Annotated in this window: 18 protein-coding genes, 1 tRNA gene and 1 pseudogene; 4 read left to right on the top strand and 16 right to left on the bottom strand. The window is 69.0% G+C overall.

The window, feature by feature from the left end; translation table 11 throughout:
- Nucleotides 1–407: 407 nt before the first annotated feature.
- The 3 genes from AC6CID_RS17885 to AC6CID_RS17875 all read right to left on the bottom strand — a co-directional run bounded on the left by AC6CID_RS17885 (nucleotide 408) and on the right by AC6CID_RS17875 (nucleotide 2,196).
- Complete coding sequence (locus AC6CID_RS17885; RefSeq protein WP_006552400.1) at nucleotides 408–605, bottom strand: hypothetical protein; 198 nt, start codon at nucleotides 603–605, stop codon at nucleotides 408–410.
- A 265-nt stretch (nucleotides 606–870) separates the two neighbouring features.
- A tRNA-Thr gene (locus AC6CID_RS17880) sits at nucleotides 871–946 on the bottom strand.
- A gap of 62 nt (nucleotides 947–1,008) precedes the next feature.
- On the bottom strand, nucleotides 1,009–2,196 hold the full coding sequence (locus tag AC6CID_RS17875) for a DNA polymerase III subunit delta' (protein WP_006552401.1): 1,188 nt from the start codon (nucleotides 2,194–2,196) through the stop codon (nucleotides 1,009–1,011).
- A 90-nt stretch (nucleotides 2,197–2,286) separates the two neighbouring features.
- Here AC6CID_RS17875 and AC6CID_RS17870 point away from each other — a divergent pair, with 90 nt between their 5' ends.
- Nucleotides 2,287–2,454 carry a VOC family protein gene (locus AC6CID_RS17870; RefSeq protein ID WP_232512430.1) on the top strand — a complete coding sequence of 56 codons (168 nt, stop codon included), beginning with the start codon at nucleotides 2,287–2,289 and terminating at the stop codon, nucleotides 2,452–2,454.
- Between the two features lie 166 nt (nucleotides 2,455–2,620).
- Here AC6CID_RS17870 and AC6CID_RS17865 read toward each other — a convergent pair.
- The 4 genes and pseudogenes from AC6CID_RS17865 to AC6CID_RS17850 form a co-directional block, all read right to left on the bottom strand.
- Nucleotides 2,621–2,797 (bottom strand): annotated as a pseudogene (locus AC6CID_RS17865) (DUF6597 domain-containing transcriptional factor); the annotation flags it as partial.
- Nucleotides 2,798–2,916: 119 nt separating this feature from the next.
- Nucleotides 2,917–5,886: a type I DNA topoisomerase gene (gene topA / locus AC6CID_RS17860; protein ID WP_415915320.1), complete on the bottom strand. Its 2,970-nt coding sequence runs from the start codon at nucleotides 5,884–5,886 to the stop codon at nucleotides 2,917–2,919.
- Nucleotides 5,887–5,979: 93 nt separating this feature from the next.
- Nucleotides 5,980–6,585 carry a hypothetical protein gene (locus AC6CID_RS17855; protein WP_019290213.1) on the bottom strand — a complete coding sequence of 202 codons (606 nt, stop codon included), beginning with the start codon at nucleotides 6,583–6,585 and terminating at the stop codon, nucleotides 5,980–5,982.
- Between the two features lie 162 nt (nucleotides 6,586–6,747).
- Complete coding sequence (locus tag AC6CID_RS17850; protein ID WP_003935252.1) at nucleotides 6,748–6,951, bottom strand: cold-shock protein; 204 nt, start codon at nucleotides 6,949–6,951, stop codon at nucleotides 6,748–6,750.
- Between the two features lie 435 nt (nucleotides 6,952–7,386).
- Here AC6CID_RS17850 and AC6CID_RS17845 point away from each other — a divergent pair, with 435 nt between their 5' ends.
- Nucleotides 7,387–9,735, top strand: coding sequence for a DEAD/DEAH box helicase (locus AC6CID_RS17845; RefSeq protein ID WP_498354264.1), 2,349 nt, complete (start codon nucleotides 7,387–7,389; stop codon nucleotides 9,733–9,735).
- A gap of 164 nt (nucleotides 9,736–9,899) precedes the next feature.
- Here the strand turns inward: AC6CID_RS17845 and AC6CID_RS17840 are convergent, their stop codons facing one another.
- The 7 genes from AC6CID_RS17840 to ssd are packed head-to-tail and all read right to left on the bottom strand — an operon-like array spanning nucleotide 9,900 to nucleotide 14,510.
- On the bottom strand, nucleotides 9,900–10,259 hold the full coding sequence (locus AC6CID_RS17840; RefSeq protein ID WP_024102822.1) for an Rv3654c family TadE-like protein: 360 nt from the start codon (nucleotides 10,257–10,259) through the stop codon (nucleotides 9,900–9,902).
- Nucleotides 10,256–10,630: a TadE family type IV pilus minor pilin gene (locus AC6CID_RS17835; RefSeq protein WP_100167921.1), complete on the bottom strand. Its 375-nt coding sequence runs from the start codon at nucleotides 10,628–10,630 to the stop codon at nucleotides 10,256–10,258. The genes AC6CID_RS17840 and AC6CID_RS17835 overlap by 4 nt, the downstream gene beginning before the upstream one ends.
- 9 nt (nucleotides 10,631–10,639) lie before the next feature.
- The gene (locus AC6CID_RS17830; RefSeq protein WP_050993523.1) at nucleotides 10,640–10,858 is read right to left on the bottom strand and encodes a DUF4244 domain-containing protein; all 219 of its coding nucleotides are present in this window, start codon (nucleotides 10,856–10,858) and stop codon (nucleotides 10,640–10,642) included.
- A 46-nt stretch (nucleotides 10,859–10,904) separates the two neighbouring features.
- Nucleotides 10,905–11,480 carry a type II secretion system F family protein gene (locus AC6CID_RS17825; protein WP_039586754.1) on the bottom strand — a complete coding sequence of 192 codons (576 nt, stop codon included), beginning with the start codon at nucleotides 11,478–11,480 and terminating at the stop codon, nucleotides 10,905–10,907.
- Nucleotides 11,477–12,274: a type II secretion system F family protein gene (locus AC6CID_RS17820; protein WP_064061131.1), complete on the bottom strand. Its 798-nt coding sequence runs from the start codon at nucleotides 12,272–12,274 to the stop codon at nucleotides 11,477–11,479. The genes AC6CID_RS17825 and AC6CID_RS17820 overlap by 4 nt, the downstream gene beginning before the upstream one ends.
- A complete protein-coding gene (locus tag AC6CID_RS17815) occupies nucleotides 12,271–13,443 on the bottom strand; it encodes a TadA family conjugal transfer-associated ATPase (protein ID WP_498354263.1) in 1,173 nt (390 codons plus the stop codon). The genes AC6CID_RS17820 and AC6CID_RS17815 overlap by 4 nt, the downstream gene beginning before the upstream one ends.
- Nucleotides 13,440–14,510, bottom strand: a complete 1,071-nt coding sequence (gene ssd / locus AC6CID_RS17810; protein WP_064061132.1) for a septum site-determining protein Ssd — start codon at nucleotides 14,508–14,510, stop codon at nucleotides 13,440–13,442. The genes AC6CID_RS17815 and ssd overlap by 4 nt, the downstream gene beginning before the upstream one ends.
- A 341-nt stretch (nucleotides 14,511–14,851) precedes the next feature.
- On the opposite strand from ssd, the gene AC6CID_RS17805 reads away from it, so the two are divergent.
- Nucleotides 14,852–15,706 carry an HAD family hydrolase gene (locus AC6CID_RS17805; RefSeq protein ID WP_498354262.1) on the top strand — a complete coding sequence of 285 codons (855 nt, stop codon included), beginning with the start codon at nucleotides 14,852–14,854 and terminating at the stop codon, nucleotides 15,704–15,706.
- 448 nt (nucleotides 15,707–16,154) lie between these two features.
- Here AC6CID_RS17805 and AC6CID_RS17800 read toward each other — a convergent pair whose 3' ends face one another.
- On the bottom strand, nucleotides 16,155–16,904 hold the full coding sequence (locus AC6CID_RS17800) for a Fic family protein (RefSeq protein ID WP_033097956.1): 750 nt from the start codon (nucleotides 16,902–16,904) through the stop codon (nucleotides 16,155–16,157).
- A gap of 198 nt (nucleotides 16,905–17,102) precedes the next feature.
- Between AC6CID_RS17800 and acs the strand changes: the two genes are divergently transcribed.
- Nucleotides 17,103–19,034, top strand: coding sequence for an acetate--CoA ligase (gene acs / locus AC6CID_RS17795; RefSeq protein ID WP_006552416.1), 1,932 nt, complete (start codon nucleotides 17,103–17,105; stop codon nucleotides 19,032–19,034).
- Between the two features lie 60 nt (nucleotides 19,035–19,094).
- Here acs and AC6CID_RS17790 read toward each other — a convergent pair whose 3' ends face one another.
- On the bottom strand, nucleotides 19,095–20,465 hold the full coding sequence (locus AC6CID_RS17790) for an MFS transporter (RefSeq protein ID WP_006552417.1): 1,371 nt from the start codon (nucleotides 20,463–20,465) through the stop codon (nucleotides 19,095–19,097).
- Between the last annotated feature and the right edge of the window lie 3 nt (nucleotides 20,466–20,468).

The raw sequence follows: 20,468 nt of genomic DNA, 5'->3' as shown, positions 1-20,468 counted from the left end.
TGATCATCCCAGACGGAAGAATGAGACGATCAGCAAATACCCACCCCATCGAAACGATGGAGCGGAGTACCAAAAATATTTGGCACTGACATTCATCGGCACACTGTTGAGTTCTCAAAGAACACGCACACACCATCGCTCCCGAACCTTCCGGTTCGTTCACTCCGGGGTGACTGTTCATCCAAGGGCCTTCCGGCTCTCGGGCACGGCTCCAAACCTTACCAGAAGGTTTCGAACCAGTGAAATCTGCAGGCGCCTTCGTCCAACCTCGTTGTCCCGTTCCTCTCGGCCCGGGTCGGTGTCCGTGTCGCTCTGACCTGGAATAAGTTACGCGAACATCTCCGAGAACACCAAATCGCCAGGTCAAAGCTGGTTTATCGACTTACGAAGCGTCGTTGTGAGGGTGTTCAGGGGACCCAGTACTTCGCCGCGAGGTGCTGGACGATCGGATCGTCCTCGCCGGCCTGCTCCAGCATCGCGAGGTCGCTGCGGAGATCCATGAGGCGAGGGTCGTCCCCTTCGGCGTCGCCGATCGGCCGGCCTCCGTCCTCGGCGCGCTGCCGCAGGATCTTCTCCCGAACCCGGTCCTTCAACGACTCAGCCATGAGAGAAGCATGCTGCGCGGTGACGGGGTTGTCGAGGATTTCGGCGCCGTGTCCGAGACCGCTCTCGTGCGCGCCGATAGTCGCGGTCGCTTCGCGTCAACGGTCCTTGTCCCGGAAGACCCGGACGGCCATGGGCAGCACCACGGCGAGAGCACCGATGATCAGGACCAAGGAGAACAGTTCCATCAACATGTCTCCATCATCCGTGCGAATCGCACAGCGCGCAGAAACGTCGAAGGCCCCTCACCGTGGTGAGGGGCCTTCGTGGAGCTGCCTGTCGGAATCGAACCGACGACCTTTTCATTACGAGTGAAATGCTCTACCGACTGAGCTAAGGCAGCGAGCCTTTCGGCGTCCGAAGTCTAGCGGACTACCCCCACCCCGACGCAAACCGGCACTTCGGCTACCGGAACGCCGAGCTCAACCGGGCTGCGAGCGCCGCGAGAGCGAAGCGGGGTTTGACGTTCTGGGCGAGCGCCTCCCGGCAGTCGAGGATGGCCTCGATGCACTCGAGCAGCGACTCCGGCCGGGTCCTCGACGCGAGGTCGACCGCACGATCCGACATGTCCGGATGGTTGAGCGTGACCCGCGATCCGAAGGCGTGCACCAGTGCGTCCCGGTAGAGACCGGCGAGATCGATCAGGGCTCGGTCCATGATGTCGCGCTCGGTTCGCGTCTTCCGCGACTTCTGAGTGCGTTCGAGTTCCTTGAGGACCCCGGCCGAACCGCGAAGCGCACCCGCGGCACCCTTGCCGGTACCGCCGGCACCGAGCGCGGTCTTCAGCTCTTCGGTCTCGTGCTCGTCGCGCTCCGCACTGATCTCCTTCGCCTCGGTCTCGGCGCTGCGGCCGAGGTCGTCGGCTGCGGAGTAGGTGGTGGCGGGGCGAAGGACCGCGCCGGCGACAGCGAGGGCACGTGCCCGGTTGTCGCGGGCGCCCTCGTCGGTGGCCAACCGTCGGGCCCGGCCGACGTGGCCTGCGCTGACGGATGCGGCCCACTGCGCCGTCTTCGGATCGATGCGGTCGGTGGCCTCGAGGACGCGCGCGATGGCGTCGGCGCTGGGAGTGACCAACCCGATGTGACGGCAGCGCGAGCGCAGCGTCACCGAGATGTCCTCTGGATCGACCGACGGCGCACACAGGAGGAAGACCGTTCGCTGCGGAGGTTCCTCGACCACCTTCAGCAGCGCGTTCGCGGCGCCTTCGGTGAGACGGTCGGCGTCCTCGATCACCACGACCTGCCATCGGCCCGTGCTGGGACGCCGCGACGCGACCTGCACGATGTCGCGCATCGACTTGACGCTGATCGTCAGTCCCTCGGGCACGACCCGCCGTACGTCGCCGTGGGTGCCGGCCATCGTGGTGGTGCAGGCGTGGCATCGCCCGCAGCCGGAAGTTTCCTCGTCGGTGCACTGCAGGGCGGCGGCGAAACACAGCGCCGCGACCGAGCGACCGGACCCGGGAGGACCGGTGAACAGCCACGAGTGCGTCATCGCCGACCCGGTGTCGCCCCGACGGGCAGCTACCGCGGCCGCGACGAGTTCGGTCTCGACATCGCGTTGACCGACGAGACGATCGAAGACCCCGGGCATGCGCTCAGCCTAACGACCGGGTCCGACGGGTCCGGATCACGTGTCCGAAACGTTCAGGACGGCTGCACGTCCTCGGTCCCATCGTCGGCCATGACCATTCATTTCTCCGCCGTGGGGCTCGCCGTCGCCGATCTCGATCGGTCCTTCGCGTGCTATCGCATGCTCGGCCTCGACCTGCCCATCGAAGCACCCGAGGTACCGCCGAGCGACGACGCAGTGTCCTGTCGCTCCAGCCGAGGGTCGCGGCGACTTCCGTGACGGCCGTGCCGGCGGCCAGCGCCCGCGCGAGGTCGGCCATCGGATCGTGTTCGTCGACCGCGCCCCGCACGGCGTCGACCAGTGCAGCGACGGGATCGTCCTCGGCTCGAACCGCGAGGAGACGCACACGACGTGACGGCCACAGATCGTCGAGCGGAACCCGTCGATCGGTCAGCTCGCTCGCGTCGACACCGAAGAACCGCGGCCCCAGGCCGGGTTCGAACCGGACGGCCGTCAGCGGTCGATCCGCCATCAGATCGGAGAACTGGGACGTCGTGTCCGGGCCGGCGACGAGGAAGCCGTCGGCGTGCCGAATGAGGTCCATGTAGCCGTCCGGCAGCACGTGGGTTCCGCCCACGCGGGCACCGGACGGCCCGGACCGCCACAGTGTGACGCCGAGGATTCCCGACGGCAGTTCGCGGTACACACCGTGAGGCTATCCGCGTACCCCGACGGGAACCGTCAGTCCGTCGTCTTCTTCGCGGCAGCCTTCTTCGTCGTCTTCTTCGCCGCCGTCTTCTTGGCGGTGGTCTTCTTGGCGGTGGTCTTCTTGGCGGCAGTCTTCTTCGCCGCTGTCTTCTTCGCGGTCTTCTTGGCCGGACCGCGTGCCCGACGGTCGGCGAGCAGTTCGGATGCCCGCTCGTCGGTGATGGACTCGACCTCGTCGCCCTTGCGCAGGCTCGCGTTCGTCTCACCGTCGGTGACGTACGGGCCGAACCGGCCGTCCTTGATCACCATCTGCTTGCCGCTGACCGGGTCGGTGCCCAGCTCGCGCAGCGGCGGCGTGGCGGCGGCCTGCCGGCCGCGGCGCTTCGGCTCCGCGTAGATCTTCAGCGCCTCGTCGAGCGTGATCGTGAAGATCTGCTCCTCGTTGGCGAGCGACCGCGAGTCGCTGCCCTTCTTCAGGTACGGACCGTAGCGGCCGTTCTGGGCGGTGATCTCGTCGCCGGACTCCGGATCGACACCCACCACGCGCGGCAGCGACAGCAGTTTCAGGGCGTCTTCCAGGGTGACCGTGGACAGGTCCATCGTCTTGAACAGCGAACCCGTGCGCGGCTTCGGACCGGTCTTCTTCGCGGGAGCCTTCTTCGCCGCCTTCTTGGCGACGGCCTTCTTGGTGGCGGTCTTCGTGCCGCCCTCTCCCTCCGAGCCGAGTTCATCGACGGGGATGGGCGTGACGTCCGGCTCCGGTTCGGGCTCGGGTTCCGGATCGGGGATCAGCTCGGTCACGTAGGGACCGAAGCGACCCTCCCGCGCGACGATCTCGTAGCCGGTCGACGGATCGACACCGAGGACACGTCCCTCCTGCGGCGTCGAGAAGAGTTTCTCGGCGTACTCGAGGGTGAGCTCGTCCGGCGGCAGGTCGTCGGGCAGGTTCGCGCGCTGCGAGGTCGGCTCGGCGTCGGGGTTGTTCGGGTCGGTGACCATCCGTTCGAGGTACGGACCGAAGCGGCCCACACGCACGTGGATCTCGCGACCCTCGGAGTCGTCGAACAGGCGGATGGAGTTGATCTCGCGGGCGTCGATGTCCTCGAGGTTCTCCCCCACCAGCTTCTTCAGGCCGCCCTTGCGCGCGACCGACTCCTCGTGACCGTCGTCGCTGCCGAAGTAGAACCGCGTCAGCCAGTCGGTGCGCTGCCGGTGACCGGAGGCGATCTCGTCGAGATCGTCCTCCATCCCGGCCGTGAAGTCGTAGTCGACGAGCTGGGCGAAGTGCGCCTCGAGCAGGCCGATGACGGCGAACGCCACCCACGACGGGACGAGCGCGCTGCCACGCTTGTAGACGTAGCCGCGGTCGAGGATGGTCTTGATGATCGACGCGTAGGTCGAGGGCCGGCCGATCCCGAGCTCTTCGAGCGTCTTGATCAGGCTCGCCTCGGTGTACCGGGCCGGCGGGTTGGTGGAGTGACCGTCCGGATCGAGCTTCGTCGCGGTGACCGAGGCACCCTCGGACAGGTTCGGCAGGCGCGACTCCGCGTCGTCCGACTGACCACCGGCTTCCTCGTCGACACTCTCGACGTATGCCTTGAGGAAGCCCGGGAACGTGATGGTGCGGCCCGACGACGAGAAGGTGCACTCCTCGCCGGTGCCCGCGGTGCCGGTGATGCGCAGCGTCAGCGTGGTGCCCCGCGCGTCGGCCATCTGGGAGGCGACGGTGCGCTGCCAGATGAGCTCGTAGAGCTTGAACTCGTCGCCGTCGAGGCGCGCGTGCAGCTCGCCGGGGGTCGCGAAGACGTCGCCGGCGGGACGGATCGCCTCGTGTGCTTCCTGCGCGTTCTTGACCTTACGGGTGTACTGGCGCGGCGTCGGATGGACGAACTCGGCACCGTACAGCTGGGTGGCCTGTGCGCGGGCCGCCGCGATCGCCGACTCGGACAGCGTCGTCGAGTCGGTACGCATGTAGGTGATGTAGCCGTTCTCGTACAGACGCTGCGCGGTGCGCATGGTGCGCTCGGACGAGAACCGCAGCTTGCGGCCCGCCTCCTGCTGCAGCGTCGACGTCATGAACGGCGCGTAGGGCTTGCGGGTGTACGGCTTGCTCTCGGCCGACGACACCGTCAACGCGACACCGGCGAGTGCCTCCGCGAGGCGGCGGGCGCGGTCCTCGTCGAGGACGACGACACCGTTCGACTTCAGGTTCCCGTCGGGCCCGAAGTCGCGACCCGAGGCAACACGGGAACCGTCGACGCTGACCAGGCGGGCACCGAACGACCGGGGGCTCGCGTCGGCGCCGGCGTCCATCGTGGCCGCGATGTCCCAGTACTCGGCGGACTTGAACGCCATGCGCTCGCGTTCGCGCTGCACGATCACGCGGGTCGCCACCGACTGCACACGACCCGCCGACAGACGGGGCATGACCTTTTTCCACAGCACGGGACTGACCTCGTAGCCGTAGAGACGGTCGAGGATGCGGCGGGTCTCCTGCGCGTCGACCAGGTCGTTGTCGAGGTCGCGGGTGTTCTCGGCGGCCGCGCGGATAGCGGGCTCGGTGATCTCGTGGAAGACCATGCGCCGGACCGGCACCTTGGGCTTCAGGGTCTCGAGCAGGTGCCAGGCGATGGCCTCGCCCTCGCGGTCGGGGTCGGTGGCGAGGTAGAGCTCGTCGGCGTCCTTGAGCAGGCTCTTCAGCTCCGAGACCTTGGTCTTCTTGTCGGCGCTGACGACGTAGAGGGGTTCGAAGTCGTGATCGACGTCGACACCGAGGCGCGCCCACGACTCGCCCTTGTACTTGGCGGGGACGTCCGCGGCACCGCGCGGCAGGTCGCGGATGTGACCGACCGATGCCTCGACGACGTAGTCGCGGCCGAGGTAGGGGGCGATCTTCCTCGCCTTGGTCGGGGACTCGACGATCACGAGCCGACGCGTGCCCGACGAACCGCCCGCAGTGCTCTTCTCCCGTGCTGCCACCGTGCCGCCCGCACCTTCCCTCATTGCCGACATGTCGCCTTGTTCGAAGACATGTATACCGACCCGTTCCCCAGACGCGGCCACACACAGGGTCGCACATCCTCGGGGAACGGCTCTTCACAAGTGATGATCACCCGGTTCCACGTGCGGCCAGATCCGTCGTGCCGCGTCGGCGTCCGGAGGTGCACCGATGTTCTCGACGAGCCTCGTCAGACGCCTCCGGCCGGAGATCCTCAACCCCGGTCCACCGGTGCCGTGCGTACCGATCAGGGTCGGTGCGATGCCGGCGCGCATGAGCGCCTGCGCCAGAACTGCATGAGTGTCGGGAGCCGTCGCATCCAGACCGAGAACATACTGTGCTCCCTCGACCTCCATGCGACCGGACGCGAGGAACCACGCCCGCTGGGCCCGCGAGGACGGGACCCAGCCGGTCGGGACCGTCTTGCCGTCGTCGCTGCTCCACTGGGTCGCGAGCGGGACGAGAGCGGGGTCGACGGATGTGCTGACGGTGAACAGCTCGCCGTCGACGGCGATGTCCGCCTCGACTCCCGTGTCGGTCACGAGCTGCCCGATCGCACGGGCGCGCCATTCGGCGTCGACCTCCACGGTCAGCACCGCGCCGTCGTCGGTGAGACGCGCACGTCCGTGTGCCGCGAGCAGGCCGCTCAGGTCGGCCAGGGCCGGCGGCATCGTGTCGGCCCCGAAGAAGGACAGTTGACTCACGGGTCCTCCTCTCCCGGCTCCGTGAGCGCGACGAGGCGGTGAGGTCCCACGACCGGTTCGCGCACACGTCCCGGAAATGCATCGTCCCCCATCACCTGAGGCGACGGGGGACGATCGGGCGAGGTGGTTGACCTTGCCCGGTTGCTCGCTCGAGCGGGTGGATCAGAGTGCGCGCACGCCGGTGGCCTGCGGGCCCTTGGTGCCCTGACCGACCTCGAACTCGACTCGCTGGTTCTCCTCGAGGGTGCGGAAGCCGGAACCCTGGATCTCGGAGTAGTGAACGAACACGTCGGCGGAGCCGTCCTCAGGAGCGATGAAGCCGAAGCCCTTCTCCGCGTTGAACCACTTCACAGTGCCCTGTGCCATGCTTTTCCTTCTCTTTCTAACACCGGATTCGACGAACCGCCGGGTACGCGATCCGCCAGGTCCCGGTTCCGACCGCTGTACTTCTCGAGTCCCCCGTTGGAAGAGCTAAAGCACCGCGCTCGCAACCATCGATCCTGCGAGCGTGCACTTTTCCAAGTCTACGAACACAGAAGCTGCGACCGGGTGTCAGTCAACCACGTTCTGGGCACGCGCAACAGTAGGAATGGGCACAAACGTGCCAATTCCCTGATCTTGTTCATGTCTCGGTAGCATTACCCACGGGTAGCTGTTGCTCCCATGTTACGGGAGGCCACTGTGGCCCCACTCGTCCCGGACCCGGGTCTCCCGCATCCGACACAGCCTCGCCGTATCCGACACATTCCTATCCGACAGACGTTTTCGACAGACACCTCGTCCGACCCAGCGGAGTACTGCGTGACCGGCTCGCCCTTCCTCCACAACGGCGACGCCACCGCCCCCACCTACGGTCGCGAGCTGCTCGACCGGCTGCTCGCCGGCACCCCGACGGGCGAGTCACCGCTGACCCACGTCGCAGAGATCCCGGCCCGGCCCGCCCACCACAGCGACTGGCCGCAGTGGGCGCACGAGGACGTCGTCCGGGCCTTCCGCGACCAGGGCGTCGAGCGTCCCTGGCACCACCAGGCGAGCGCCGCCGACATCGCGGCCGGCGGGGAGAACGTGGTGGTGTCCACCGGCACCGCGTCGGGCAAGTCGGTCGCCTACCAGCTGCCCGTCCTGAGCGCGCTCGCCGACGACCCGCAGGCCACCGCTCTCTACCTGTCGCCCACCAAGGCTCTCGGCGCCGACCAGCTGCGCGCGGTCACCGAACTGACCTCCGACATCGACGGCCTGTCGACCGTGTGCGCGTGTGCCTACGACGGCGACACCTCCACCGAGATCCGGCAGTGGACGCGCCGGCACTCGCGCTGGATCTTCACCAATCCCGACATGCTGCACCTGTCGCTGTTGCCCGCCCACGCACGATGGGCCCGGCTGTGGCGCCGCCTGCGGTACGTCGTCGTCGACGAATGCCACTCCTACCGGGGTGTGTTCGGCTCGCACGTCGCCCTGATCCTGCGTCGGCTCCGGCGCGTGGCCCGCCGGTACGGCGCCGATCCCGTCTTCGTCCTCGCCTCCGCGACGACCGCGGAACCGGGGGCAGCGGCGTCCCGGCTCATCGGAGCACCCTGCCGCGAGATCACCGAGGACGGCTCGCCGCACGGACCCCGCACGGTCGCGATGTGGGAGCCGCCCCTGCTGCGCGAACTCACGGGCGAACACGGCGCCCCGGTGCGGCGGGCCGCCGGGACCGAGGCCGCGCGCCTTCTCGCCGACCTCGTCGTCGAGGGTGCCCGCACCCTGGCGTTCGTCCGGTCGCGTCACGGCGCCGAGCTCACGGCCATAGGTGCACGTCGGCTTCTCGCCGAGGCGGCACCGGATCTCGTCGACCGGGTGGCGGCCTACCGGGCGGGCTACCTCGCCGAGGACCGGCGCGACCTCGAGGCCGCGCTCTCCGACGGCCGTCTGCTCGGCGTCGCCAGCACCAACGCCCTCGAACTCGGCGTGGACATCGCCGGTCTGGACGCGGTGATCGTCGCCGGATTCCCGGGCACGGTCGCGTCCTTCCGTCAGCAGGGCGGTCGCGCCGGTCGCCGCGGGCAGGGTTCGCTCGTCGTGCTGGTCGCGCGGGACGATCCGCTCGACACCTATCTCGTGCACCATCCGCAGGCACTGCTCGACCGGCCGGTCGAGGCGACGGTCACCGATCCGAACAATCCGTACGTGCTCGGGCCCCAACTTCTCTGCGCCGCATCGGAACTGCCGATCAGCGATGCCGAGGTCGAGGAGTTCGGCGCGCTCGACGTCCTCACGGACCTCGCGGAGCAGGGACTGATCCGCCGCCGCCCGCACGGCTGGTTCGTCACCCCGGGAACGCAACCGCACGGCGATGTCGAGATCCGCGGCGGGATCGGCCGCCAGGTCTCGATCGTCGAGGGCGACACCGGTCGCATGCTCGGCACCGTCGACGCCGCCCGCGCCCCCGCGACCGTCCATCCCGGAGCTGTGCACCTGCACCAGGGTGAGACCGTCGTCGTCGACGAGTTGTATCTCGAGGACGGCATCGCCCTCGTGCACGCCGAGGACCCGGAATGGTCGACGAGCGCACGCGAGATCACCGACATCTGTTGCATCTCCGTCGACGAACACCGCGAGTTCGGACCCGTCACCGTCGCGTCCGTGGGCGTCGAGGTGACGCACCGGGTGGTCGGCTATCTGCGCCGCCTGCCGTCCGGAGAGGTGCTCGACCAGATTCCCCTCGACATGCCCGAGCACACGCTCGACACCCGCGCGGTGATGTACACGATCGACCCCGACCTGCTCGACCGGATCGGGGTGACCCCCGATCGCGTGCCCGGGGCACTCCACGCCGCCGAGCACGCCGCGATCGGCCTGCTCCCCCTGCTCGCGACGTGCGATCGGGGCGACATCGGCGGCGTCTCCACCGATCTGCATCCCGACACCGGGCTGCCCACCGTCTTCGTCTACGACGGACAGCCCGGCGGCGCCGGATTCGCCGACCGTGGTTACCACCGGATCGTCGAGTGGCTCAGCGCCACCCGCGATGCGGTCGCGGCCTGCGAATGTGCCGCCGGATGCCCGTCGTGCGTGTACTCCCCCAAGTGCGGGAACGGCAACGATCCGCTCGACAAGACCGGGGCGGTCGCCGTCCTCGATGCCGTCCTCGCTGCGATCGAGGGGTGACGGCGATTCAGGCCACCGGCGCGCCTACTCGGCCGGATCCGGGACGGGAACGGCTGCCAGCAGCCGCTTCGTGTACGGGTCGGGCGGCAACCGCTGGATGCGAGCACAGGCAAGCAACGAGCGCGAATGCGCTGGATACGGCCGCGAGCGACCGCCGACGGGCCTCATCGGGCAGGACCGGCTCGCGCGACGGCCGTCGCCTCCTTCCCGCCGAAGAGAGCCGACACCTCAGCGGTGACCTCGACGAGCGCATCCCACTCTTCGATCTCGCAGCGCCGCAATCGTACTCGCATCCGTGTGGTGATCGCCTCGCTCGCCTCGCAAGCCTCCACGACCCCGCGGTCCAGTGCCGAGGCGACCGCCACCGCCGCCAGGTCGGCCGCCGCCTGCGCACGATGACGTGCGACGACGACCGACCCGACGTGCAGCAACGTGGCCGTGATCGCGATGAGTCCGGCCATCACGGCGCAGCCGATCACACTCGCGCTCCCGTCGTCGCCGAGGAGGGACGGGCCCGACCTCATCGCGTTCCTTCCGGCTCGCGCACCGCCACCGCCTCGGCCGTGAGGGTCAGCAACGGGAGCAGCGGACTCTCCGCGGTCACGACCGCCACGATCAGATCTCCTTCCTCGCGTACCGCCACGCGTGCGTCCGGAGGCGCGACTCGCGTAGCCACATCGACCGCCCTCGCTTGATCTCCCCGCGCGGCGAGGCGGGCGGCTTCACGGGCGGCGTCATGGCACCGCACCTGGTACGCGATGCCCAGCACCGCGCCGAGGCACAGCACGAGCACCGTGACCAGGCTTGCGACGGCGAGAGCCGCTTCGACGGTGACCCCGCCTTCGTCCTCACGAACGAAAGCGCGTAACCAGCGTCGTCCGAGCATCTTTCGCATGCGTCGGTATCACACCGCCGTGTTCAGGGCACGCTCGACGATGCCCGTCAGCGCGGACACGATCGAATCGCCGGTCACCACGGTGTACAGCACCGCCCCGAAAGCCGCCGCCGCAATGGTCCCGATCGCATATTCCGCCGTCGACATGCCGTCGTCCTGCACGACGAGCCCGCCGAGGCGACCACGCAGACCGTGTGCGAACGCTTCGGTCACTGTTCGTTTCCCCATCTTCCGCCCCTCCCATCCGAGCGGCGCGGACCGTCCGCGCCGACGTTCACATCAGCCCCGCACCCAGGACGTCCCGCGCCAGGCCGACGACGACCGGCACGATGCCCAGGCACACGAAGGCAGGCAGAAAGCACAGACCGAGCGGCCCGCTCACGAGTACTCCGGCCCGATCGATCTCGGCGGCGACCCGGTCCTCCGTCTCGGCGCGATGCCGGACCGCGAGTTCGGCGACGGTGTCCGACAGGGGCGCACCGGATTTCGCGGATCGTCGTGCCGCGCGGGCGAAATCGTCCAGCGCGTCGACCGCTCCCGAACCTCCCCACGCATCGGCCGGATCGGCTCCGAGCGCCAATCGGTCGGCACCTCTCCGCAACGCCGCCGCGAGGTCGGGTGGAGCGGATTCCGCGACGACCCGCGCCGCAGAACCGGCGGGCATCCCTGCGCGCAGGCACGCCGCGAAGAGATCGAAGGCAGCGGGAAACGCGTGCGGGTCGGTCTCGGGTTTAGTTGTATCCGACTCGGCAGCAAGGGTTCTCGTGGAGAACAAGCGGGTGGTTCCACGAGGGGTCGGTGCGACGACGAGAGAGGCCGCTCCCAGCAACACCGCCCACGTCGCGCTCATGCCCTCACCCGTGCCGCGATCCGGTCCGTCCACAGCAGACCCGCACAGACCAGCGCAGTGCCGACCACGAGCATGATGCCGCCGAGCCCACCGGCGAGGAGGATGCCGAGCGGAGCAGCGCCCATGAGTTGCCCGAGACCCACCCCGAGCACCGGCAGTCCCGCCAGAACCGTCGCCGTGGCCCGAGCACCGGCAAGTCCGGCCTCCGTACGGGCACGGATCCGCATACGCGCGGCCAGATCGATACGCGCGGCCCCGAGCAGTTCGGCGAGGGCGAGACCGTGGCGGTCGGAGACGGCCCACGCATCGGCGACACGACCCAGACTGTCGGCGACACCATTCGAGGATGCTGTGGCCGAACGTAGTCCGTGTGCCGCCGACCCGCCGAGTCGCGCCCGGGCCGCAGCGACCCGGAAGGCACCGGCGACGGACCCGGCCGTCTCCCGGGCCGCCGTCTCGCACGCGTCGGCGGGATGCGTCCCCACCCGCAGATCGGCGATCACGGTGTCGAGTCCCGACAGCAACATCCGTCGTTGCCGATCGAGCTCAGCAGCGCGGCGCCGGGCTCGGCGACGCCACACCGCGGTCGTCGCGACGGTCGCGCCGGCCACAGCCGGTGTGATTCCCGCCCACACCACAACCGTCGCGAGCACGACGACCATCACCCCGACGACTAGGGCGCGCGGTATCGGGCGCGGCGCCGCGTCGGGCACCCCGCGTCGCAGTCGACGGCGGGCCGAGGACGACGGCAGGACGAACAGCGCCGCCGCGAGGCACAGGATCGTCGCGTTCACGGCGCATCCCGTCGACGCAGGATCCGCTCGAGGGCGTCCATGCCGTGCTCGTCGCCCCTGTCGTGGGTCCATGCCGGTGTGACGATCACGCCTGCGACGGGGTCTCGCTCGACCACGCCGATCCCCACGAGACGTCGCGCTCCGTCGCTGCCGCGGTGGACGTGCAGGATCACCTGCACCGCGGCGACGAGCTGGCTGTGCAGCGCCGCTCGATCGAGGCCGCCGAGTGCGGCGAGAGCCTCGAGTCGCGCGGGCACCTCGTCGGGCGAATTGGCGTGCACGGTCCCTGCGCCGCCGTCGTGACCCGTGTTCAGCGCGGTCAGAAGATCGACGACCTCGGCGCCTCTCACCTCGCCGATGACGATGCGGTCCGGTCGCATCCGCAGCGCCTGCCGCACGAGATCGCGGACGGTGACCTCGCCGACGCCCTCCACGTTGGGTGCCCGTGCCACGAGGCGCACCACGTGCGGGTGGGCCGGGACCAGTTCGGCGGCGTCCTCGACACAGACGATGCGTTCGGTCGGATCCACCGCGCCGAGCAGCGCCGCGAGCATCGTCGTCTTGCCCGCACCCGTGCCACCGACGACGAGGAAGGCCAGGCGCGCGCGGACGATGCGCAGCAGCAACCGATAGGCGACCTCGGAGACCGCACCGCGATCCCGCAGTGCTTCGAGTCCCTGGGTCGTGGGCCGCAGGACCCGCAGTGACAGGCACGTCCCGGCCTGCGCGACCGGGGAGAGCACCGCGTGCAGCCGGACACCGAACTCACCGTGCCCGGGCAACCTGCCGTCGACCCACATCTGGGCGTCGTCGAGCCGACGCCCGGCGAACAGCGCCAATCGCTGCGCGAGTCGTCTGACCGCGGCCTCGTCGGGGAAGGTGACCTCGGTCAGGTGCAGCCCGTTGCCACGATCCACCCAGACGCGATCGGGCGCGGTGACGAGCACGTCGGTCACGGCCGGGTCTGCCAGCAGATCCTCGAGCGGGCCCGCACCGGTCAGTTCGGTCTGCAGATGCCGCAGTGCCGCAAGCAGATCGCAGTCTCCGAGTACTCCACCGGATTCCGCGCGCAGGGCTGCGGCGACGCGGGTCGGAGTGAGCTCCCCGGTCTCGTCGGCCAGCCGGTCGCGGACCCGCGAAAGGAGGTCGTCCCCGAGGGTCCCGGTCATGCCGCACGTCCCGGGCCGGCGCGGTCGGCCCCGACGGCCGCCAGCACGTCGTGCGCCGCACCGAGCAACGGCGAGCGTGACCGCAGCCGCAGGCCCCCGCGTTCGAGCATCTCGCTCAAGCCCGGCTCGGGACGCATCGAGGTGAGCACGTCCAGGCCCACCGCGTCGGACACATCGACGGCTCGCAAGCCACCGGGTGCGGGCCCGCGGACGACGACTCCGGCCGGTTCACCCCGCGCCGCGAGCGTGCGGGCGACCCGGGCAGCGGAGAGCACCGCACCGATCCGGGCCGGCACGACGACGACGGTGAGGTCGGCCAGTGCGATCACCGCGTCGGCGACCGGGTCGAAGCTGCGCCCCACATCGCAGACGACGGTTGCTCCCGCTCCGCGCACCCCGTCGACGACCGACTCTGCGGCGACGGCGGTGAGCCGATCGGTGTTCTCGCGGTCGGTGGACAGGACGCCCACCCCGGATGCCCATACGGGCACGGCGTCGCGCAGGGCACGCGCCGAGACCCGTCCGCCGTCGACGGTGAGACCGGACCACCGCACTCCCGGACACTCCTCGAGACCGGTCAGGACGTCGAGTCCCGCGCCGAACGGATCGGCGTCGACGAGCAGGGTGTCGCGTCGTTCGTCGTTCCCCGCGGCCCAGGCGAGTGCGGCGGCGAAGGTCGACGCGCCCGCTCCCCCGCATCCTCCGACGACCGCGAGGACGGTGCCGGCACCCGTCGAGGGCTCGTCAGCGGCCGCGACGATCGAGAGCAGTTCCACCTCCTCGGAAGGGAGGGCGAGGACGTGTTCGGCGCCGACGGTCGCGGCGGCCTGCCAGTCCGCCAGGCCGGCCGTCCCGCTGCACACGAGGATCACGCCGGGGCGGCGGGGATATCCGGCCGCGCATGCCGCTGCGGCGGACGCATCGAGGACGACGATCGCCGCGTCGGTCCACGCCCTGCGGGGCACCGGCACGGACATCTCGTGCAGTGTGCGGTCGGCCGCCGCGACCACACGATGGAGGTCGGCGACCAGCGCGGGATCGTCGACCAGTCCGAGGATGTCGTTCATGCCCGACAGGCTGCCCCGCTACGGGGTCGTGAGTGTCGCGGAAACGGCCTCGGAAGCCCCGCCTGTGGATGGATCAGGGGCCTGTGGACAACCCGGCCATGCGCACCCTCGTCGCACCTGTGCGCAGGTCGGCGGGTGTAGAAGACAGTACGGAGACGTGCGGAAAAGGCCTCGGAAAGCGACAGCCCTCGCCAGGGGGGAGGAGGCGAGGGCCGTCTGCGTTCAGCCCCGGGGGGTCGGGCTGAACACAACCCGAGTATCGACCCGGGCATTCGCGATAGTACACCGCTAGGCGCGACTGCTTGCAACTTCAAACACCGGCGCGGCGCGCCCCTATTGTGGTGGTCGTGACCGATACGTCCGTGAATCCGTCCCGACCGGCCCCGTCGACGGGGGGCTCACCGGACTCGGCTCGCATCGCAGCGTTCTTCGATCTCGACAAGACCGTCATCGCCAAGTCGAGCGTGCTGGCGTTCACCCGGCCGTTCTTCGAGGAGGGTCTCCTCAGCCGCCGGGCCGTGCTGCAGAGCACCTACGCCCAGCTCCTCTACCTGTTGTCGGCGGCCGATCAGGGCCGGGTGGACCGGATGCGAGAACACATCGCGCACATGTGCAAAGGATGGGATGTCGAGCAGGTCGGATCGATCGTCGAGAAGACCCTGCAGGACGTCGTGACACCGCTCGTCTACGCGGAGGCGAAGGATCTGATCGCCGATCACCGGGCCCGCGGTCACGACGTGATCATCGTGTCCGCATCCGGCCAGGAAGTGGTGACTCCGATCGCCCGGACACTCGGTGCCTCCCACAGCACGGGGAGCCGGATGCGGATCGTCGACGGCCGCTACGCCGGCGAGCTCGAGTTCTACTGCTTCGGGGAGGCGAAGGCGGTCGCGATCCGCGAGCTCGCCGAGCAGTACGGTTACGATCTCTCCCGCAGCTACGCGTACTCCGATTCGGCCACCGACCTGCCGATGTTGCTGGAGGTCGGCAATCCGCGCGCGGTCAACCCCGACCGCCCGCTGCGCCGGGAAGCAAACGAAAACGGTTGGCCTGTTCTCACTTTCGCCCGGCCCGTACCGCTCGGACGTCGTGCCCGTCCGTCGCCGCGCGCCCTGGCGACGCTCGCCGCGACCCTTGGAGCGACCGCACTGATACTGGGTGCCACCCGCCGACTGGCCGAGCGCCGGATGCGTTGACACTCAGGGTCACTCGCCGCGAAATCGAGAACAAACATTGCCGTCGGGGGCTTGCCGACATCTCGTGGACGGGGTAGAAAGGAGTTACGGAAGGACGGAAGGCCAAGACCGAATCGGAAGAGAAGATTCGATCTCCCGACTGTTCTTCCCAGCACGGACACCGAGTACCCACGCGAAGCCGATGCCACTATAAGGGCACGAGTGTTGTGGGCCTGCGAGTTCCGGATTTTCGAAGACGAGTACCCCGCACCCGTTGCGAGGACGAATCGACGATACCCGGATCATCGCCGAGGCCGTTGAATCACAACCCATTTCAGCACGCATGGTAACTCGGACCGCCCGTGCTAGCGGGTGGCGGAATCGATCTCGATCGATATGCCACCCGCTTTCGCGTGCAGGGGGTTTCGCGCACAGGCCGCGATTCGGCCGGCGAAGCCCCGCCCGGCACTCAGCCGGCGAACGCCTCGGCGATCGAGCCGGCCTCACGAGCCCCGGCCTCGAGCGACCCACAGCAGAAGAGCACCCAGCCGCCGACGCCCTCCACGGTTCCCGCCCCGAATCCGGCGACCCCGTCGCGGTAGGCCTGCAACCGGCGCATCCAGTGGACCTCCGGTACGCCCAGATTGCGCGTATCGAGTCCGGACGCGACGCACACGAGCCGGGACGCGGCCCGCGCCACGATGCCGTCGGCGACCCCGAAGGGCTTCAGGACGGACAGTTCACCGTGCACGACCGCAGCGAGAACGGGCGCCGGGGCGTTCGTCCCCCCGGTGACGAGTTGCGCGAGCCCGTCGAGACGCTCGGCGACCCCCGGCTCCGTCCGCGGACGACCCAGCTCCTCGGCGTCCTCCACGAGATCCGCGGCAGCGAGAAGGTGCAGGCGGGCCAGTGCCTGAAGCGGGGCACGTCGCCACGTCGCGACCATGTTGTCGAGCGCGTCGCCGTCGAGCGACTGCGCGACCCGCAGCGCTCCGGCCAGGATCGGATCGCCACTCTCCCCCGGCTGCGGAAGTTCCATCGACCCGCCGTCGATCGACGCCGAGGCGCGGGCGGCCCGCACCGATGCCTCCGCGGCGGTGTTCGCCCAACCACGCCGATTGGTTCGATGACGATGCACCTCCGCGAGCGCGTCGCGGGCACGGTCGGCGGCGTCGCGTACGCCCGGAAGGTCGACGAGAGGCTGAAGAGGGTCGGTCACGCCGACGACGGTACCGGCGCACACGCGGTGGACGGACGAGAGGTTCACCGGTCGTGCCCGAATGCCGTTCGTCGCTCGAATTCGACCGATGAGCGAAAGTGACGGGGTTGCATATCGATGCAACGGTGCGGCGCCGGTCACAGATGATTACGCTCACAAGAGCCCGAATGGAACCATCCCGGAAAGAGGCCCTGCACCATGACGAGCGCAGCCCAGGAGCACGAATCGAAGGCGTACCCGCCGAGCCCGGAGTTCACCGCCACGGCCAACGCCGGTCCGGAACTGCAGGCCGCGGCCGACGCCGATCGGCTCGGATTCTGGGACGAACAGGCGAAACGACTCGACTGGGCGGAGCCCTGGACGGAAGTGCTCGACTGGTCGAACGCTCCGTTCGCGAAGTGGTTCGTCGGCGGCAAGCTCAACGTCGCCTACAACTGCGTCGACCGGCACGTCGAGGCCGGTAACGGCGATCGGGTCGCCATCCACTTCGAGGGCGAGCCCGGCGACAGCCGGTCGCTGACCTACAACGACCTCCTCGCCGAGGTCTCCCGCGCCGCGAACACCTTCACCGAGCTCGGCCTGGTCGCCGGCGATCGCGTCGCGATCTACATGCCGATGATCCCCGAGGCCATCGTCACCATGCTCGCGTGCGCGCGCCTCGGCCTGACCCACTCGGTGGTGTTCGGCGGCTTCTCGTCGTCGGCGCTGCGGTCGCGCATCGACGATGCGCAGGCCAAGCTGCTCGTCACCGTGGACGGGCAGTGGCGGCGCGGCCAGGCCGCGCCGCTCAAGAACGCCGCCGACGAGGCCGTCGCCGACGCAAAGTCGATCGAGCACGTGCTGGTCGTCGCGCGCACCGGCATCGACGTGGAGTGGACCGAAGGGCGAGACCTGTGGTGGCACGAGACCGTCGAGAAGGCCTCCCCCGAGCACGAAGCGCAGCCGTTCGACTCCGAGCACCCGCTGTTCATCCTGTACACCTCGGGCACCACGGGTAAGCCCAAGGGCATCATCCACAGCTCGGGTGGCTACCTGACGCAGGCGTCGTACACCCACCACTACGTCTTCGACCACAAGCCGGGCAAGGACGTCTACTGGTGCACCGCCGACATCGGCTGGGTCACCGGCCACAGCTACATCGTCTACGGCCCGCTGAGCAACGGTGTCACCCAGGTCGTCTACGAGGGCACCCCCAACTCGCCGAACGAGCACCGGCACTTCGAGATCATCGAGAAGTACGGGGTGTCGATCTACTACACCGCCCCGACGCTGATCCGCACGTTCATGAAGTGGGGTCGCGAGATCCCCGACGCCCACGACCTGTCGTCGATCCGTCTGCTCGGCAGCGTCGGCGAGCCGATCAACCCGGAGGCGTGGCGCTGGTACCGCGAGGTCATCGGCGCGGATTCGGCCCCGATCGTCGACACCTGGTGGCAGACCGAGACCGGCGCGATCATGATCTCGCCGCTGCCCGGCATCACGGCCACCAAGCCCGGCTCGGCGATGGCGCCGCTGCCCGGTATCTCCGCGAAGATCGTCGACGACGAGGCCACCCCGCTCGGCGCGGGCGGTAACGGCTACCTGGTGCTCGATCAGCCGTGGCCGGCGATGCTGCGCGGCATCTGGGGCGACGAGCAGCGTTACCGCGAGACCTACTGGTCGCGCTACGCCGAGCAGGGCTGGTACTTCGCCGGCGACGGTGCGCGTTACGACGACGACGGAGCGCTGTGGGTGCTCGGCCGCGTCGACGATGTCATGAACGTCTCCGGTCACCGCATCTCCACCTCGGAGGTCGAATCCGCGCTCGTGTCGCACCCGTCTATCGCCGAGGCCGCGGTCGTCGGCGCGGCGGACGAGACCACCGGCCAGGGCATCGTCGCGTTCGTGATCCTGCGCGAGCACGTCGAGAACACCGGCGACACGCTCATCAAGGAACTGCGCGATCACGTGGCGGTGGAGATCTCCCCGATCGCCAAGCCCCGTCAGATCACCGTTGTGCCGGAACTGCCGAAGACCCGGTCGGGCAAGATCATGCGCCGCCTGCTGCGCGACGTCGCCGAGGGCCGCGAGCTCGGCGACACCTCGACGCTCGTCGATCCGGCCGTCTTCGACGCGATCCGCGGCAAGTAGCCGACCGCGAAAGGCCCCTTCCGGATCGGATCCGGAGGGGGCCTTTCGCGGTCGGTACGACTACACCTCGTCGAGCGACCGGTCGCGGGTCTCCTTGACGACGAGCAGCGCGACGAAGGTCGTCGCCGCGGCGATCAGCAGGTAGATGCCCACCCAGCCGACGCCGTAGCTCGTGGCCAGCCACGTCGCGATGAAGGGGGCCACCGCGGCACCGAGGATGCTCGACACGTTGTACGAGATTCCGGAACCCGTGTAGCGGACGTTGGTCGGGAACAGCTCGGGCAGGATCGCACTCTGCGGCCCGAAGGTCAGACCCATGAGCAGCATGCCGACGATGAGGAAGAACAGCATGCGTCCGGAGCTCATGCCGTCGCTCGACAGCAGGAACTGGAAGCACAGGCCGAACACCATGATCGCGCCCGTGACGACCAGCAGGGTCGAGCGGCGACCGTAGCGGTCGGCGAGCCACCCGGCGACGGGAACCGCCGCGGCGAAGAACAGCACCGCGACCAGCTGCAGCACGAGGAAGTCCGCGTACTGGAAACCGGCACCGTGGCCACCTTCCTCGGGGGTCTTGCCCGTTCCGAAGCTCAAAACCCAGGTGGTCATGATGTAGAAGAGCGTGTACGTCGCGAGCATGACGAAGGTGCCGATGATCAGCTCACGCCAGCTGTTCTTGAACACCTCGGCGAGAGGCGTCTTGACCTTCTTGCCCTCGGCGACGGCCTTGGCGAAGACCGGCGTCTCTTCGAGCTTGAGCCGCACGTACAGCCCGATGATCACCATGATCGCGCTGAGCAGGAACGGAATGCGCCAGCCCCATTCGAGGAAGGCGCTCGACAGGTCGGGGTCGCCGTTGTCGTGGCCGAGCGCCAGCGTGATGATCAGGAACAGGCCGTTGGCGCCGATGAAGCCGATGGGTGCGCCGAGCTGCGGCCACATCGCCGCCCAGGCGCGCTTGCCGGGTTCGGCCGTCTCGGTGGCGAGCAGCGCCGCACCCGACCACTCCCCACCGAGACCCAGGCCCTGGCAGAAGCGCATGAGCGCCAGCAACGCCGGTGCGATGAGCCCGGCCTGGTGATAGGTCGGCAGCAGGCCGATGAGGAAGGTCGCGATGCCCATCGTCAGGAGCGAGCCGACGAGCGTGACCTTGCGGCCGATGCGGTCGCCGAAGTGCCCGAAGACGACGGATCCGACCGGGCGGGCGACGAAAGCGATACCGAAGGTCGCGAGGGAGGCGAGCAGCGCGGTCGTGCTGTTGCCCTGCGGGAAGAACAGGTGCGGGAAGACCGAGACGGCGGCTGTCGCATAGATGTAGAAGTCGTAGAACTCGATGGACGTGCCGACCATGCTGGCGACGACGATGCGCCGGCGCGGAACGCCTGCGACGAGCGAGGAACCCCCGTCCTCGACTCCGACCGATGTGCTCACTGA

The sequence above is a fragment of the Rhodococcus sp. GQ147 genome (genome assembly GCF_059759155.1).
This window is presented reverse-complemented; position numbering and strand designations above follow the sequence as displayed.

What these genes read in the sequence shown, in the direction of transcription:
- AC6CID_RS17885 (WP_006552400.1), bottom strand. Translation starts at nt 605, where the DNA reads ATGGCTGAGTCGTTGAAGGACCGGGTTCGGGAGAAGATCCTGCGGCAG.
- AC6CID_RS17875 (WP_006552401.1), bottom strand. Translation starts at nt 2,196, where the DNA reads ATGCCCGGGGTCTTCGATCGTCTCGTCGGTCAACGCGATGTCGAGACC.
- AC6CID_RS17870 (WP_232512430.1), top strand. Translation starts at nt 2,287, where the DNA reads ATGACCATTCATTTCTCCGCCGTGGGGCTCGCCGTCGCCGATCTCGAT.
- topA (WP_415915320.1), bottom strand. Translation starts at nt 5,886, where the DNA reads ATGAGGGAAGGTGCGGGCGGCACGGTGGCAGCACGGGAGAAGAGCACT.
- AC6CID_RS17850 (WP_003935252.1), bottom strand. Translation starts at nt 6,951, where the DNA reads ATGGCACAGGGCACTGTGAAGTGGTTCAACGCGGAGAAGGGCTTCGGC.
- AC6CID_RS17840 (WP_024102822.1), bottom strand. Translation starts at nt 10,259, where the DNA reads ATGAGGTCGGGCCCGTCCCTCCTCGGCGACGACGGGAGCGCGAGTGTG.
- AC6CID_RS17835 (WP_100167921.1), bottom strand. Translation starts at nt 10,630, where the DNA reads ATGCGAAAGATGCTCGGACGACGCTGGTTACGCGCTTTCGTTCGTGAG.
- AC6CID_RS17830 (WP_050993523.1), bottom strand. Translation starts at nt 10,858, where the DNA reads ATGGGGAAACGAACAGTGACCGAAGCGTTCGCACACGGTCTGCGTGGT.
- AC6CID_RS17825 (WP_039586754.1), bottom strand. Translation starts at nt 11,480, where the DNA reads ATGAGCGCGACGTGGGCGGTGTTGCTGGGAGCGGCCTCTCTCGTCGTC.
- AC6CID_RS17815 (WP_498354263.1), bottom strand. Translation starts at nt 13,443, where the DNA reads ATGACCGGGACCCTCGGGGACGACCTCCTTTCGCGGGTCCGCGACCGG.
- ssd (WP_064061132.1), bottom strand. Translation starts at nt 14,510, where the DNA reads ATGAACGACATCCTCGGACTGGTCGACGATCCCGCGCTGGTCGCCGAC.
- acs (WP_006552416.1), top strand. Translation starts at nt 17,103, where the DNA reads ATGACGAGCGCAGCCCAGGAGCACGAATCGAAGGCGTACCCGCCGAGC.